The sequence below is a fragment of the Lachnospira hominis (ex Liu et al. 2021) genome (assembly GCF_014287955.1).
Taxonomy (GTDB): Bacteria; Bacillota; Clostridia; order Lachnospirales; family Lachnospiraceae; genus Lachnospira; species Lachnospira hominis.
Window position 1 is genome coordinate 37,462 of sequence record NZ_JACOPD010000009.1, and the last position, 15,957, is coordinate 53,418.

The 15,957-nt window shown below is 35.0% G+C and carries 17 protein-coding genes and 1 other annotated feature; of the genes, 14 read left to right on the top strand and 3 right to left on the bottom strand.

Annotation, left to right across the window (positions count from 1 at the left end; translation table 11 throughout):
* Positions 1-6 precede the first annotated feature (6 nt).
* Genes H8S01_RS11730 through H8S01_RS11740 form a run of 3 tightly spaced genes read left to right on the top strand, consistent with a single transcriptional unit; the run spans position 7 to position 4,658 of the window.
* Positions 7-1,521 carry a DUF4422 domain-containing protein gene (locus H8S01_RS11730; protein WP_186837287.1) on the top strand — a complete coding sequence of 505 codons (1,515 nt, stop codon included), beginning with the start codon at positions 7-9 and terminating at the stop codon, positions 1,519-1,521.
* A gap of 36 nt (positions 1,522-1,557) precedes the next feature.
* Positions 1,558-3,501 (top strand): glycosyltransferase, encoded by a 1,944-nt coding sequence (locus H8S01_RS11735; protein ID WP_186837288.1) that lies wholly within the window; start codon positions 1,558-1,560, stop codon positions 3,499-3,501.
* On the top strand, positions 3,501-4,658 hold the full coding sequence (locus tag H8S01_RS11740) for a CgeB family protein (protein ID WP_186837289.1): 1,158 nt from the start codon (positions 3,501-3,503) through the stop codon (positions 4,656-4,658). Before H8S01_RS11735 ends, H8S01_RS11740 begins: the two co-directional genes overlap by 1 nt.
* Here the strand turns inward: H8S01_RS11740 and H8S01_RS11745 are convergent.
* Both H8S01_RS11745 and H8S01_RS11750 read right to left on the bottom strand, forming a co-directional pair.
* Positions 4,655-5,833 (bottom strand): CgeB family protein, encoded by a 1,179-nt coding sequence (locus H8S01_RS11745; protein WP_186837290.1) that lies wholly within the window; start codon positions 5,831-5,833, stop codon positions 4,655-4,657. The genes H8S01_RS11740 and H8S01_RS11745 overlap by 4 nt on opposite strands.
* Before the next feature lie 75 nt (positions 5,834-5,908).
* Positions 5,909-7,084: a CgeB family protein gene (locus H8S01_RS11750; RefSeq protein ID WP_186837291.1), complete on the bottom strand. Its 1,176-nt coding sequence runs from the start codon at positions 7,082-7,084 to the stop codon at positions 5,909-5,911.
* A gap of 115 nt (positions 7,085-7,199) precedes the next feature.
* Between H8S01_RS11750 and H8S01_RS11755 the strand changes: the two genes are divergently transcribed.
* The 4 genes from H8S01_RS11755 to H8S01_RS11770 all read left to right on the top strand — a co-directional run bounded on the left by H8S01_RS11755 (position 7,200) and on the right by H8S01_RS11770 (position 10,705).
* On the top strand, positions 7,200-7,886 hold the full coding sequence (locus H8S01_RS11755) for an MgtC/SapB family protein (RefSeq protein ID WP_186837292.1): 687 nt from the start codon (positions 7,200-7,202) through the stop codon (positions 7,884-7,886).
* Between the two features lie 169 nt (positions 7,887-8,055).
* Positions 8,056-9,447, top strand: a complete 1,392-nt coding sequence (locus tag H8S01_RS11760; RefSeq protein ID WP_186837293.1) for an AMP-binding protein — start codon at positions 8,056-8,058, stop codon at positions 9,445-9,447.
* Positions 9,448-9,539: 92 nt separating this feature from the next.
* Positions 9,540-9,908 carry a molecular chaperone gene (locus H8S01_RS11765; RefSeq protein ID WP_186837294.1) on the top strand — a complete coding sequence of 123 codons (369 nt, stop codon included), beginning with the start codon at positions 9,540-9,542 and terminating at the stop codon, positions 9,906-9,908.
* Positions 9,909-9,982: 74 nt separating this feature from the next.
* On the top strand, positions 9,983-10,705 hold the full coding sequence (locus tag H8S01_RS11770) for a hypothetical protein (protein WP_021865800.1): 723 nt from the start codon (positions 9,983-9,985) through the stop codon (positions 10,703-10,705).
* A gap of 76 nt (positions 10,706-10,781) precedes the next feature.
* Here H8S01_RS11770 and H8S01_RS11775 read toward each other — a convergent pair whose 3' ends face one another.
* On the bottom strand, positions 10,782-12,047 hold the full coding sequence (locus tag H8S01_RS11775; RefSeq protein WP_186837295.1) for a hypothetical protein: 1,266 nt from the start codon (positions 12,045-12,047) through the stop codon (positions 10,782-10,784).
* Between the two features lie 338 nt (positions 12,048-12,385).
* Between H8S01_RS11775 and rpmG the strand changes: the two genes are divergently transcribed.
* The 7 genes from rpmG to rplL all read left to right on the top strand — a co-directional run bounded on the left by rpmG (position 12,386) and on the right by rplL (position 15,881).
* On the top strand, positions 12,386-12,535 hold the full coding sequence (gene rpmG / locus H8S01_RS11780; RefSeq protein WP_022262710.1) for a 50S ribosomal protein L33: 150 nt from the start codon (positions 12,386-12,388) through the stop codon (positions 12,533-12,535).
* Between the two features lie 23 nt (positions 12,536-12,558).
* Complete coding sequence (gene secE, locus H8S01_RS11785) at positions 12,559-12,762, top strand: preprotein translocase subunit SecE (RefSeq protein WP_021865798.1); 204 nt, start codon at positions 12,559-12,561, stop codon at positions 12,760-12,762.
* Between the two features lie 15 nt (positions 12,763-12,777).
* The gene (gene nusG / locus H8S01_RS11790; protein WP_021865797.1) at positions 12,778-13,317 is read left to right on the top strand and encodes a transcription termination/antitermination protein NusG; all 540 of its coding nucleotides are present in this window, start codon (positions 12,778-12,780) and stop codon (positions 13,315-13,317) included.
* 90 nt (positions 13,318-13,407) lie between these two features.
* Complete coding sequence (rplK, locus tag H8S01_RS11795; RefSeq protein WP_021865796.1) at positions 13,408-13,833, top strand: 50S ribosomal protein L11; 426 nt, start codon at positions 13,408-13,410, stop codon at positions 13,831-13,833.
* Between the two features lie 138 nt (positions 13,834-13,971).
* Positions 13,972-14,667: a 50S ribosomal protein L1 gene (rplA, locus tag H8S01_RS11800; protein ID WP_186837296.1), complete on the top strand. Its 696-nt coding sequence runs from the start codon at positions 13,972-13,974 to the stop codon at positions 14,665-14,667.
* Positions 14,668-14,731: 64 nt separating this feature from the next.
* Positions 14,732-14,882 (top strand) — a sequence feature (ribosomal protein L10 leader region).
* A gap of 66 nt (positions 14,883-14,948) precedes the next feature.
* On the top strand, positions 14,949-15,443 hold the full coding sequence (gene rplJ / locus H8S01_RS11805; protein ID WP_021865579.1) for a 50S ribosomal protein L10: 495 nt from the start codon (positions 14,949-14,951) through the stop codon (positions 15,441-15,443).
* Between the two features lie 72 nt (positions 15,444-15,515).
* On the top strand, positions 15,516-15,881 hold the full coding sequence (gene rplL, locus H8S01_RS11810; protein WP_186837297.1) for a 50S ribosomal protein L7/L12: 366 nt from the start codon (positions 15,516-15,518) through the stop codon (positions 15,879-15,881).
* Positions 15,882-15,957: the final 76 nt, after the last annotated feature.

Below are 15,957 nucleotides of genomic sequence, written 5' to 3' on the forward strand. Positions count from 1 at the left end.
AAAATAATGGATACACAGATGTGGGTGATAACACATAAAAATTATCCGGGTATAAGTGATGACTTATATAGAACTCTTCATGTTGGCAGAGCTTTGTCACAGGACCTTGGATATACAGGTGACGATACAGGAGATAATATTTCATTAAAAAATAGAAATTATTGCGAACTTACGGGACTTTACTGGCTTTGGAAAAATAATCAATGTGATATTATAGGTGTATGCCATTACAGGAGATTTTTTCTTGAAAAAGGACGCATGCTTACAAAAGAATATATAGAGAAGACTTTAAATGATTACGATATAATTGTTCCGACATGTGGAATGGTTAAGGAAGAAAATGTAAGAAAGCAGTATGCGGCTAATCATTATGAAGAAGATTTTGATATATGCAGAGATGTAATAAGCGAAAAGTATCCGGAATATGTGGAAGCATTTGATATAATGGCTGAATCAAAATTACTTAATTTTTGTAATATGATAATTACAAGGAAAAATATTTTTGATGATTATTGTAAATGGCTATTTGATGTTCTTTTTGAAGTTGAAAAAAGAGTAGACATATCCGACAGAGATGACTATCAGAAGCGTATATTTGGATTCTTATCAGAACGTCTTATAAAAGTATGGCTGATAAAAAATGAATATAAAGTAAAAGAACAGAATGTAAAAATGATGGATTCGGACGAGCTTGATAAAAAATCCAGTCTTAATAATGCAATACGGAATGTTTATCAAAAAATAACAGCAGGAATATTAAAAAAATATTTAAGTCCGACAGTTCAGCCGGAAAAGATAAATCAGTCAGTATGTTCTGATGGTCGTATTCCTGTGTGGACATACTGGTGGGATGGAGAGGAGAAATCACCAGAAGTTGTAAAGAAATGTATAAAAAGTATCCGTGATAATATTGACAGCAATAAATATAAACTTCATGTTATAACACTTGCTGATTGCCAGCAGTATGTTACATTTTCCAATATAATTATTGATAAGGTCAATTCCGGAAAAATGCCACTTGATATATTGGCACAGAGATTATCAATGGAACTTCTGTACAGATACGGAGGCGTGTGGATAAGCCCGGAGAGTTTTGCTGCTGATGAAAGAATTAATGATTTTATTGATTCAGGAGAATTTGTTTCATTAAAACATGAAGGAATATGTGATAAATCATTTTTAAAAGGACCGGCGGGATTTCCGTTATTTGGATTTGTAATGGAGTCGATTGATACATATTTTAGCTTTAAAGATGATTTGCTGTCACAGGATATGACGGATGAATTTATTAATATAGCATGTGAACATATGGATTATGTACGTAATGATGTGGATAAATGCCCTGATAATAATAAAAATTGTGAATTCTTCAAAGAAAATGCAGATAGAGTTTATCGCGAAGAAATATGGGATGACGTAGTAAAAGATACTTGGCTGTATAAATTGCAGAGTGACAGACAATATAAACAAAAAAATATTATAGACAAAGATACATTTTACGGAAAAATTATCTGTAGATAGTAAAATGTATATTATGCAGGAGATAATGTGAATTTCATGGATGAAAAAAATTTAAGTATAATTGTTATAAAATCTGAGATGTCATCTTCTTTTTATGAAACATTGATGAGTGTCTGCAGGCAGTTAAATTATAATGATAATATTGAAGTCATACTCGTAGATGCCGTTGATGGGACGGCGTATGAATTATGCAGAAAATATGGGGAGGATGACAATACATTATTGCTGGATAAAGTCAGATTTGTTGATATCAGTTCACAGATTTTTGAAAATATGGCCCAGATAAAAAATGAGTCTGTAAAATATGCAGCAAACAGGCGTGTGCTGATTTTGACGGATAGCCAGATTCTTCAGGAAGGTATCATTGAGAAATGTCTGTTGACTGATAGAATCGAAGTTTCAGATGATGAATTGAAAAGTTATTATAATGCAGGAACAGATGCATTTTCATATCTTGTTGCTGACAGGGATATGTTGAGTTCAATAGGTGGATGGAATTCTAGTCTCGCATGCAATGAGGATTATGAATTATTTATACGAGCATGCAATTATAATTGCCATGATAAATTTTATCCAATATATTCTGATGAATATAAATATCCTGTTTTTAAAGAAACATTTTTGGTATATGCCTATATTCTTGGAAAATATGCTTCAAAACTTCGCAATTCGGGTATGTTTAATGATGTTTTGTCAAACTGGTTTATACAGGCAAAAAACTATGGTATAGAAACATATTTTGAAGATTGTGCAAAGAATATGATTGGCAGAACAGAATGTTTTAATGCAATTGATAAAAATATGAATCCTGTACTTATGTTTTACGGATTAAAAACATGTAATGGAACATTAAACTCATTTGCATTAGAATTTGCCCAGGCACTCAGAAATAAAAGAATTAATGTTCTGCTTTTAAATATTGATGATGATAATACAACAGAGAATATTGGAAAAATAATTCTGAATGATTACAGATGCGTAATTGGCATGCAGACAGGTCTATATACGGAGAGACTAGAAAATGGTCAGTTACTTGGCAATTTATTTAAATGCCCTAAGTTTAATTATGTATTTGACCATCCTCTTTATGTCAGCTGGAGTCTTATGCTGCCGGTTAATGATTTGTATGTTTTGCAGCAGGATGAGACTTATTCTGAATATATAACAAAATATTATCCGTATGTGAAAAAAAGCTGGCACTTTCCACCTGCGGGTCTTATTGGCAATCTTACAAAAACGGAAAATGGCAAAACAGAAAAAATATATGATATATCTTTTATTGCAACATATAATGATTACAGAGAGAGACTAGATGTAATAAAAAATCTTCCTGATAATATAAGAAAAATATCATGGCATATGGTGAATCAGCTGAAAAATCATCCTAATCAGCGTGCGGAGGAAGCACTAGAGGCAGTGCTTGAAAAAAAGAAAATAACTTTAACAGAGCATGAATTTGTTGTTACGCTTCACAAATCTCTTGAAGCTGTGAGAACAGTAACTTTTTATATAAGAGAAAAAATTATAAAAACTCTTATAGAATCAGGTATAAATGTTGATGTTTTTGGTGATTCGTGGAAAAAATCTCCGTATGCAGATAATAAAAATCTTATTATTCATGATGATATTGATTTTGAAAAAGGGCTTGACATTATGGCACAAAGCCGTATTTCTCTTAATGTTATGTCATGGCATAAAGGCGGCATGACTGAAAGAATTGCCAATGCAATGCTTAATTATTCTGTCTGTGTTACGGATGAAACCTCTTATATAAACAGGCATTTTGTAGCGGGAGAGAATATAGTTACATTTAATCTTGATAATATTGATAAGCTGCCGGATAAGATAAGAACAGTTTTGCAGGATGAAAATCTTCAGAAATATATTGAGAAAAATGCGTATAAGAAAGCTTTAAGCGAACATACATGGGATAATCGTTCTGATTATTTTATGAACATACTGGGAGAAATTGAAAAATAATGAAGATATTGTATTATACGTGGAATGAGACAATGGCATATGATATTGAAGAGACTCTTGATATTGAAGGACATGATGTTGTCAAGGTGTCATATCCTATAAGCAGTTATGTTGCGGATAAAGGATTTAATGATTATATTGTGAGAATTCTTGATAAAGATAATTTTGATTGTATATTTACAATGAATTATATACCTGCTCTTGCGAAAATATCATTCCTGCGAAAAATAAAATATATTGCATGGATTTCAGATAGTCCTAATTACACGACATATTCAGAAATGATTCACAGTCCGTATAATTATATTTTTCATTTTGATAAAAAAGAAGTGGAGAATCTTAGAAGTACAGGGGCTAAAAATATATTTCATATGCCGCTTGCAGTAAATACTAAGAGAGTGACCAAACAGATAGAAACATCAAAAATACAGAAAAACAAATATAAAGCAGATGTATCTTTTCTGGGAAGCTTATATAGTGACAGGGATTTTTTTGATAAGATAAGTGGAATTAATGATTATCAGAAAGGTTTTGTTGATGCGGTAATAAAAGCACAGTTATTATTTCAGGGGTGTGATTTAATTGAAGAAGCATTACCAAAATCATTTATAGAGAGCGTACTGAAGCTGGTTGATTTTAATATGGACAGTGAAATCAAGCTGTCCGATGAAAAAATTCTGCTTGATTTAATAAGAAAAAAAGCTACATCAATTGAAAGAATCGAATTGTTAAATTTTATTGCAAAAAAATATCAGGTTGTTCTTTATACAGGTTCTGCTGATAATATGCTGTATCATGTAGAGAACAGAGGATATCTTGATTACAACACACAGATGCCGGTTATGTTTAATTCTTCAAAGATTAATCTTAATATAACACTTAGAAGCATACAATCGGGAATAAGCCTGAGAGCTCTTGATATAATGGGAGCAGGTGGATTCCTTATTTCAAACTGGCAGCCTGAACTTGCGGAATGTTTTGAAGAGGGAAAAGAGGTTGTAATGTACTATGACAGAAATGATTTGATGTCTAAGATAGAATATTATCTGCAAAATGAAGATGAGAGAATGAAAATTGCGGAAAATGGACAAAAAAAGATAATTGAGCAATTTGATTATTCATGTGCATGGAAAAAAATATTCGGTGTGGTGTTTTAGAACACTACATCGAATATTTCTTTTAATCTGACTTTATATGTATGGAATTCATTTACTTTACCAAAACCATTGGCAGCAATCTGCCGGCGTTCATTATCGTGTTCTAAATAATAATCACATTTATTTATTAAATCTTCTTTTGATTCAAATACTGCCATATCTTCTCCGGGAACAAAAAAGTCGTAAAAATCTGCCTGATAATTAGACAGAAGAAAACCATTACAGCCCATGATATCCATGGCTCGCAGAGGAATTCCGGAGCGGATTGAACGGAGTGAAATATTTAAGTTTATGCGGCTGTTATTAAATACATATGGCATGTGGTTATAATAGTCTATCGGACCGCAATTGATTATTTCAGGCAGTTCAGGTGTTGCATTAGGAGTGTAAAGGTGTGTGTTGAACTGCTTTGATACTGCACCGAGCAAATCTTTTCTTTCAAGTTCTGCAAGCTTTCTTGCAATAAAATAGTATGCGTAGAGGTAAGAAGTTGTTTCTACGCCGTCTTTATTTGGTTCGGCCGGGACACTTTTTTGCAAAGCATCAATAATATCGGGTTTTAATAATTCTTCAATAAAATAATATCCGTATACTTTCAGCTGTGCCTGTATTATTCCATCAAGATATCCTGAAACATAAGGAGGCAGGTTTTTCAGCCTGTCAAATAAATTGTGTTTTTCATTATACATTGAACCGACAAATGCAACATCACATTTATATTTATTACATAAATTTGAGATTGCAGGATTGGTGTCTGCTTCGTTAAGCTGTCTTGTTATCCTGTCGGTATTTACTGCGAGCGGTGCATAGTAGACTGTGTTAATTCCTGCATTTTTGAGTTCAAGATAGAGAGCCTTATCAAAAATAAATATATAATTGCATGGATTTATAACAGTGTATGAATATAAAGATACAAGCGGGCTGTCATATATAAAAGCAATATATGGAATATTAAAACGACGGCAGCAGTTTGATATTACCGGGCTGTAATTAAATGTAAATACACAGTCGTATTTAATACTCATTTCATTTTCAAAAATATTATCAAATTCTTCATTTTTTCTTTCACGCATTAATTCTGTAGAAATACATTTATATTTAATAGCCATATCTTTAAAAGCATCGCAGATATCTTCAATTCCGAAGTTTTTCCATTCAAAAATAAGTACATTCATAGTGTGTTCCTCTATAGTTTAAGTGTTTTGTGTTTATGGTTGTTACTGTTTCTGCATGGCTTTACTGCTTCATCTTTATCCCGGAAATGCCATATCAAGCATTTGCAATATTCTTGTGTCATATGTGTGAAGACGTGCTACGGTCTCAAATCCGTGGCGGGCGATTTCCTCACGTTCATTATCGTGTGCAAGGTAATAGCTGCAAAGCTCTTTCAGGCTGTCGAAGCTGTCATATGCAACGAGGTCTTTTCCGATTTCAAAAAATTCGGGAAGTTCTGTCTGATAATTGGTAATCAGAAATCCTCCTGCGGCAAGAACGTCGAAAATCCTTAAAGAAAGTCCCGAACGGATTGATTTTGCTGTTATATTAAGATTGATTTTACTCTGGTTAAAGATTATTGGCATTTCTGTGAGAGATTTTGCAAAACCGCGGTTATGTATATGCGGCATGGATGAAGTGTCGCTTCCGGTGTAGATGTCTACATTAAAGTTGTCGGATAACATGCGTAAAGCACGAAGGCGTTCCTGTTCGGCGACTTTTACACTTATATACTGCTGTGCAACAAGTGCACGGTTTTTCTGCCTGTAGCTTTCAGGAAAACGGTATGAACCGGGTGTTGCTTCAAGAAATCTTGTGGCAAAATCTTCAGTAATCAGTTCTTCGATAAAATTGTAACCATATACTTTAAGCTGTGCTTCAATAATACCATCAGTAAAGCCACGGTCGGCATCATTTAATTCTGACCGGTTGAAAGGACATTTTTCCTGATAAGTGGAGCCGATAAATGAAATATCGCTTGCAAACTTTGCTTTTTCGGATGTAGATGCATTTTTAATAACATTTTGTATTCTGTTGACGTCTGCAGCAAGCGGAACGTGGAATATATGTCCTTGGTTGAAAGGCTCAAATTCGTTGTAAAGACACCTGTCAAATAAAAATATGCGGTTGCAGTCATTTTTTAGCGAATAAGAGTAGAGTTCAAGAACAGGACTGTCAACGATAAGTGAAATGTATTTTAAATGCATTATTTCGCATAAGTCCGACAGCCATGGGAAAAAGTTTATTGTGAAGACAAATGTAAACTGACCGTCTATAAGCTTTTTTGATACTGTTTCGACACATTGTGATGGCAGCAGATTTTTATTGTATATTTCCATGTCTTCGTCTATGACTTCAAATCCAAGCCGTCTGAAAGAATCAGATATGTCAGGCTCGCATATGCTTCCGTATTTATAGAAAAATATTTTCATAAATTGTATCATCCATTCATTGTATTATTGCAAAATATAAGTTATTCTGTATATATATTTTAGCAGAACATAAGTGGCGGGGCAACCCACGAGTTGATGTGAAGGTGGTGATATTGTGATTTTGGAGAATATAGATTTTTTAAATGAATTTAATGGCGTGTCGGTATTTGTGCGTCTTATTCTGGCATTGATTCTTGGTGCACTTCTTGGTATTGAGAGGGAACGGAAGCAAAGACCGGCAGGACTTCGTACGTATACGCTTGTCTGTCTGGGTTCGGCTCTTGCAGCAGTAACTAACGAATATATATGTACGATTTATCCGTCTGCCGACCCGGCAAGAATTCCAGCACAGATTGTAAGCGGAATTGGATTCTTGGGTGCCGGAACTATACTTGTGACAAAAGAGCATCAGGTAAAGGGACTCACTACGGCGGCAGGTCTGTGGTGCTGTGCAGCAGTTGGAATTTCGGTTGGTTCGGGTTTTTATTATGGTGCAATATTTGCCGGGATTCTTATTGTCGTTAGTCTCAGAGTTTTTTCTATTGTTGATAAGAATTTTCTTAAATACAATAAATATATGAATTTTTATGTTGAATATAATTCAAAAGTTTTTATAAGGGAGCTTATATTTTACGCTAAAAAGAGCGGGTATCAGATATTGGACTTGGAGATTACAAAAGACAGTTCAAGTGGAACATATTTTGCAACATTTCAGCTAAAGATTACGAATCCTTCATTAAGGACACTTGTGCTTGCATCGGTGCAGGAGCTTCCTGATTGCATTATTGCGGAGGAAATGTAGCATAAACACATGCATCAGAAAATAGTATCTCTTATATGTTTGCAAAATTACAGTGATGTGGGGTATAATAAAATCACTTATTAATGTGATTAATTGTTAATGTAATTAATATACACAGCGAATTTTTAACGTGCAAAAAATGTGCATATAAAGAGAAAGGGGTACAAAGATGGCACAATATAAATCTTTTTATAAGCTTCTTGAAAGCCTTGCAGATAAATATAATGATAAAACAGCTGTTTTATATGATACATTTGAAGTCAGCTATAGAAAATTATTTGATGATTCGGTAAAAAAAGCACTTCATTTGCAGCATTTTGACGGTAATAGAATTGCCATTTACGGACCGGCTTCATACAGATGGATTGTTAATCTGTTCGGAACGGTTCTTGCCGGAAAAGATGCGGCACTTGTCGATTTTTTTATTCCGCATGATATCAGATTTAAAATGATTGAGAAAATAGATGCGGATTATGTGCTTTGTTCTACAAACCAGTATATTTTATCAGACGCCAATGGAATAATTATTAATGGTGCTGAAAATGATAATGTTGATGGACTGACATATAATGCGGATGATGTAAAAGAAGGAAATATTTTATTATTTACGGCAGGTGAAAACGAGTGTGACAAAGCGGTTGTTCTTACTTTAGATAATATAATGAGTGCCATTAGTTATATAAATGCCCATTGCAACTGCACTGAAGATGATAGGGTTCTGGCACAGATTGAATTAAGTAAAATATTTGGATTGTTATACTGCCTTATATGGCCGCTAAGCTGTGGTGCATGTATATGTGTCGGAAGAGGACTGAGGCATATAGATGCTGACACATACTATTATGATGCAACTATTCTTCCGGCCAATCCATCAATGGCTGAGTATCTGAAGAAGATAAAAGGATTCAATGACAATTTGAAAAATATAATAATAGGTGGTGCACCATGTCCGTATCATCTGTATGAATGCCTCAGAGACAGAGATATTAATGTAAGTTCTGTATATGGAACATCTGAAAGTACAGGCTGTATTGCAATTAATTATGATGAGGATGGTTCATATGAGCCGTTTGCGGATAATACGCTTAAACTTTCTGATGATGGTGAAATTCTTCTAAGTGGCGGATGTGTCATGAAGGGATATTATAATGATGAGGTACAGACAGAAAGAAAGTTAAAAGGCGGTTATCTTCATACTGGAGATTATGGAAGAATTAACAGCAGTGGAAGACTTGTTATTACAAAGAGAAATCCGGCAATTATCAGTCTTCCTACAGGTGAAAAAATATGCAGAAATGTCATAAACAGAGAAATAGAATCAATTAATGGAATTGCAGAAAGCTATATAATGTTTTATGATGAGAAGCTGATTGCGGTAATATCTGCTATCGACAAAAGTGAAAAAGTTGACAGATTTAAGCGTAAGATAGACAAGTATAATGATAAGAAAGGCTACAGATGGGAAATACAAAAGGTTGTTCTTCTTGATATGAAACTGCCAAGAAAGGATGATGGCAGTGTTGATGAAGAGGCTCTTGAGAAAGTGATAGATGAAGCTTAAGATTTTTCTCTTTTTGCCGATATAACATTCATGTAGATACAATATGACAGTTATTTGTTATATTTTAAGAAGAATAAAGGAGAGTTATAATCATGGAAGATTTACGTACACAGCAGATAGAAGCACTTGAGGTGGCAGTTCCATACTGTGCAAAGATAAGCAATGCATTAAATAATCTTATGGAAGAGCTTAACGGTCACAGACAGCCGGATACGGATGAATATATGAAGAGCACATTGAACGGGCTTAACTGGATTGTTGAAGTGTATAATGGAACAAAAGATCTTATCAATAAAGACAGTGTAGTAATTAACAAAGAAGAGGTAAATAAGAGCGTTTTAGCACTTAATGCAGCCAATAATGCTAATGATGATGCTGCGAGAGTTGAGGCTCTTAAAGGACTTAAAGCTTTTGTTGATACATTTTCTGCACAGGCTGGGAAAGTTATATCACAAAAATAAAATATAAGTAATAAAGTATTTGAAATGTTTTATTGTTTGTGATAATATTATAGAAAAGCCCCAAAGGATGTTTTATGAGATTATTGATAGATAGAAAAGATTTGGAATTACTACTTGAGAAAGATAGAGAGTATATTGGTAATAATGTTGGAATTGATACGATGATAGCGGCAATATCATTTTTGTTGTCAGTATTTACAGCAAATTATAGTGATTTGCTGGGAATATCAGGTATAGTGCTGAAAACAGTTTTCTGTATTATAGGAGTGGTTTACTTTATTAAAACAGTTTGGGATATTTTTAATATGATAAAAAATAAATACAATCACAAAGTTTTGTTTGAAAAAATTGAAGGGCTTGATATGATACAGCATAATCACTCACTTATAGTCATAAAAGATTCTTTTAGTGGAATAAAAGAAAGATATTTGCTTTATTATGATGAAAAATGGGATTGTAAACTTTTTTTGAATTATAAAACACAAGATAGAAATAATGAAGATGTTATAGTTGATAATGTTTCAGCTGATTTGGGAGTTGATAAGGCTGACATTAAATGTAGTTATGTGACATCAAGAATTCAGGAAAAATATTCTGTTAGTCATAATGAGAATAGGATATATAATCATCGCCTTTATGAAGTCAGGATTAGTGAATTTCCGGAAAATGAAAAAAATGATGATTTTATTGTTAATAAAAGACATTATTATTGGATGACTTTGTCTGATATGCAGCATGATGAAAATATAATTAAAAAGAATATGGAAGTCGTTGATTTTGTAAAAGAGACGATATAAAAATAGGTGGCTATCGCATGACAGCCACTTATTTCTTGTGTGGAATTTCAAAAACTCTTCATAAAGAGTTCATATACTAACAATAATCATTAAACATCATTCCGCTGTAAGCAGAAAGATTATATGGGTCGTTAAAAGCATATTTTGGATTTTTGTATGCAACGATTTTGTTGTTTACATAATTCATAGGATTGGTTGAGATATCCTCTGCTTTTTTCATAAGGGCTGCTTTGAAGTTATTAAGCTCATTAAAAATATTATCAATTGTGCCATTGTGTGCAGATTCTATCACAGTCTGTCTGTCAACACTGACAGAGCCGTCATCTTCGACTTTTAAGCCATTATTATTTAAAGTGGTTCTGTATTTCGATGCTATTCTTGAAAATTCCAGCTTTAATCGGTCATTTCCCTCAAAAATTTTATTATTGTCGCTTTCTGTGACATTGACAAGACCATTGTAACCTGATATTAACTCGTCAATGCTGTCTGCAATGGAATTGTCGTCAGTGCTGAGACTGAGTGTTACAGGTTCGTCGGTTGTCTGTTTTAATTTGACGGAAAATGTTTTGTTGAGCATAAATTCATTGGAAGGTGAATACTGCTCGCTGCCATTCACAGAAAAAATTGCATTATAAGGATAGCTGCTTACCCGGTCCATGCCGAGAGTATTTATAAGCTCACTGTTATCGGATTTTATGCTGAAAATAGTCGAATGAATACCTGATATTCCTGTTGCATCAGATGTTATTACAAGTCCCTTGTTCTCAAGGCTGTCAGTCTTTACTTCGCAATTAAGGCCGATGTTGGAACGATTAATGAGACGTGCAATTTTATTTTCAACATCATCATTATTTTCATCTTCTGATACGTTAAATTCAAATTCATATGTAAGGTTATTGATATTTAAATCAAAAGAATATGTTCCCGGCTTTAAAAGCTTCTGGTTAGGCTGCAAAAAATTTCCGGTGTTTACCTGATGGGTTGCAAGCTGGCTGACACTTATTTCAAGCGGTTCACAATCAGATGATGAATCTCCTATAAATTCAGCCGAAACAGCTTCCGGGTTGCTTGAAGATGCCGATTTTTTGAATGTCATCTCGCCACTTTTATCATCTGATAAATCTTTTGCAATATAACAAAGCTGTCTTGCATGCTCTTTTAAATCTATGGCATATTTTTGTGCGGCAACGGAGAAATCAACCTTATATGTAGGTGTCTGACTGTTGGTTTTTAAAACTCTGCCATATGAATTCTTTAACTGGTTTTTTGTATGGGTATCATATTTAGAATTAGATTTCCAGCCATATTGGGAAATATAATAGCTGTATGCACTGCTAATCATCAACAGTCACCTCCTTGTCTGCTAATAATAATATATATATATGAGATTATGGAAAATCCGTTTTCCAAAAAATTCTTTAATATATTATATAGTATTAATCGGGACAGGGCAACAAAAACTTAATAGTAAATTTTTATTATTTACTTGATTTTTGGGATAATATGATGTATTTTATATGAAGCAGGATGAGAAAACATAAAAAAAGTGTTGACGCACTCTTGAATACTGTGCTATATTAGACTGGCTATGGAAGCGGTCTTTTTTTTATGCCTAAAAAAAGCCAATTGGTGTATTTAATACACCTGCAAAAAAACTAGAAAAAATTGGAGGTGGAAGTTGTGCGCGTTAAGATAACATTGGCATGTACAGAATGTAAACAGCGTAATTACAACATGACAAAGGATAAGAAAACACATCCTGACAGAATGGAAACAAAGAAGTATTGCAAGTTCTGTAAGTCACACACATTACACAAGGAAACAAAGTAAACCAGCACAGTGAGGTAGAGACAATGGGTGAAACTGTTAAAGAGACAAAACAGAAGAAAAACTGGTTCAAAGGTCTTAAAGCAGAGTTTAAAAAAATCATCTGGCCTGACCGTAAGTCCCTTACAAAAGAGACAGTTGCTGTTGTAGCTGCATCCGTATTATTAGGTGTAATAATAGCAATTGTGGATTTTATCGCACGTATTGGTATTGAATTCTTAGTAAAGTAAGGAAAAGGTGATTAAATGGACGAAGCAAAATGGTATGTAGTGCATACTTATTCCGGTTACGAGAATAAAGTCAAGGTAGACATTGAGAAGACTGTGGTAAACAGAAATCTTGAAGACCAGATTCTTGAAGTGGTTGTACCGCTTGAGACTGTTGTTGAAGTTAAGAACGGCTCAAAAAAGTCTGCTCAGAAAAAAATGTTTCCTGGCTATGTTTTAATCAACATGGTTATGAATGATGACAGCTGGTATGTAGTTCGTAACACAAGAGGAGTTACGGGATTTGTTGGTCCCGGATCTAAACCAGTACCACTGACCCCTACAGAGATTAAAGCACTTGGTATTGCACTGCCAGGCAGTGAAAACGAGAACAAACCTGTAGTTAAGTTTGACGGTAAAGTCGGCGACCAGGTTATGATTCTTACAGGTGCCTGGGAAGATACTGTTGGGGAAATCACAGGCATTAATGAAGGTAAGCAGTGTCTTACAATTAATGTTGAGATGTTCGGCCGTGAAACTCCGGTCGAGATTGGTTTTACAGATGTAAAACTGATGTAAGAAGGTTCGCATAACGCGGACGTGGGAGACACTTTGTTTATATTGGCAAGTGTCGCCAATTACCACATTTTTATTTAGGAGGTGCCTAAAATGGCAAAGAAAGTAACAGGTTATATCAAATTACAGATTCCTGCTGGTAAGGCAACACCAGCTCCACCGGTTGGTCCTGCACTCGGACAGCACGGTGTAAATATCGTAGAATTTACAAAGCAGTTTAACGCTAAGACAGCTGATCAGGGTGATTTAATCATCCCTGTTGTTATTACAGTATATGCAGATAGAAGTTTTAGTTTCATTACAAAGACTCCTCCTGCTGCAGTTCTTCTTAAGAAAGCTTGCAACATTAAGTCAGGTTCAGGTGTTCCTAACAAGACAAAGGTTGCTACAATTAAGAGAGCAGAAGTTCAGAAGATTGCTGAACTCAAGATGCCTGATTTAAATGCTGCATCAATCGAAGCTGCAACTTCTATGATTGAAGGAACTGCTAAGAGTATGGGTATCGTTGTAGAAGACTAATTCTGCAATGCTACATTTGCCGGGAATCCGGTAATATTTCATATGTATAGTTAAGAGTTGGATATAACTCTTTGTAATCGTAAAACGTGGGAGGAAAGTCAAACCCTTCCGATAATACCACTAGGAGGTTTTTTTATAATGAAAAGAGGAAAGAAATACGTTGAGGCAGCCAAGAAAATTGACCGCCAGACATTATACGAAGCAACAGACGCTATTGCGTTAGTTAAGCAGAGTGCAGTTGCTAAGTTTGACGAAACTATTGAAGCACATATCAGAACAGGTTGTGACGGACGTCATGCTGAACAGCAGATCAGAGGAGCAGTTGTTCTTCCACACGGAACTGGTAAGAAAGTAAGAGTTCTTGTATTTGCTAAGGGTGCTAAGGCTGATGAAGCTGAAGCAGCTGGTGCAGATTTCGTAGGCGGAGAAGAACTTATTCCAAAGATTCAGAACGAAAACTGGTTTGAGTTCGATGTTGTAGTTGCTACACCTGATATGATGGGCGTTGTAGGTCGTCTTGGACGTGTACTCGGACCTAAGGGCTTAATGCCAAACCCTAAGGCTGGTACAGTTACTATGGATGTAACAAAAGCTGTTAATGATATCAAGGCTGGTAAGATTGAGTACAGACTTGATAAGACTAACATCATTCACGTGCCAATTGGTAAGGCTTCATTCACTGAAGACCAGTTAGCGGACAACTTCCAGGCTATTATGGGTGCAATCGTTAAGGCTAAACCATCATCACTTAAAGGTCAGTATTTAAAGAGCATCGCTCTTTCATCTACAATGGGTCCTAGTGCTAAGGTTAACCCTTCTAAGTATGTTGGCTAAAAAATGATTGACAACCGATATATTTGATAGTATACTATCATACGTATGTGACAGCATAAGCTGTTATATAATAAATATTTTGCCTAAGACAGCATGGTCCCGTAAGGGTTAAAGGTAATACGCCTGCCGAGGATGTATACACATTTTAGATGTGTTGATTATGTTTAATCAGTCCTTCTGTCTTGCAAAAGATGGAAGGACTTTTAGATTTTACTAATTCCTTTTGGGCAGAAAAGTGTGCTTTGTGCATACTTTAAAAATCTAACAGGAGGTAATTATTCATGGCAAAGGTAGAACTTAAACAGCCAATCGTAGACGAGATTTCAGGATACTTAAATGACGCAGCAGGCGTTGTATTAGTAAACTATCGCGGCTTAACTGTAGAGCAGGATACACAGCTTCGTAAGCAGTTAAGAGAAGCAGGTGTCGTATACAAGGTTTATAAGAATACTTTAGTTAAGAGAGCAATTGCTGGTACACAGTTCGAAGGAATGACAGAACAGCTTGACGGACCTAATGCAATCGCTATCTGTGCAACAGATGCAACAGCTCCTGCAAGAATTCTTAGCAACTTCGCTAAGACTGCAGATGCACTTGAATTAAAGTGTGGTGTTGTTGAAGGCACATACTATGATGCTGCAGGAATCAATGCAATCGCAAGCATTCCTTCAAGAGACGAACTTCTTTCAAAGTTACTTGGAAGCATGCAGTCACCTATTACAAACTTTGCTCGTGTTATTAAGCAGATCGCTGAAAAGAACGAAGAAGTTGCTTAATTGATTGCGGACATATTAAATTAAGGTTCATTGAAACCAAAAAACAGAATTAAAAAAAAGGAGATTATTACAATGACTACACAGGAAATCATTGAAGTTATTAAGGGTTTATCAGTATTAGAGCTTAACGATTTAGTTAAGGCATGTGAAGAAGAATTCGGCGTTTCTGCAGCAGCAGGCGTTGTAGTTGCAGCAGCAGGTGCTGGTGCAGCAGCAGCTGAGGAGAAGACAGAGTTTGACGTAGAGCTTACAGAAGCTGGTGCAAACAAAGTTAAGGTTATCAAGGTTGTTCGTGAGATTACAGGACTTGGCTTAAAGGAAGCTAAGGAAGTAGTTGATGGTGCTCCTAAGGTTGTTAAAGAAGGTGCTTCTAAGGAAGAAGCTGAAGAAATCCAGAAGAAGCTTGAAGCTGAAGGTGCTAAGGTTACTCTTAAGTAATTATAACCATATTGGATTAATAACTGCATATTGCAGTGCATGTATAGAGGCGGAAGCTCCGGGAAATGCTTGCATT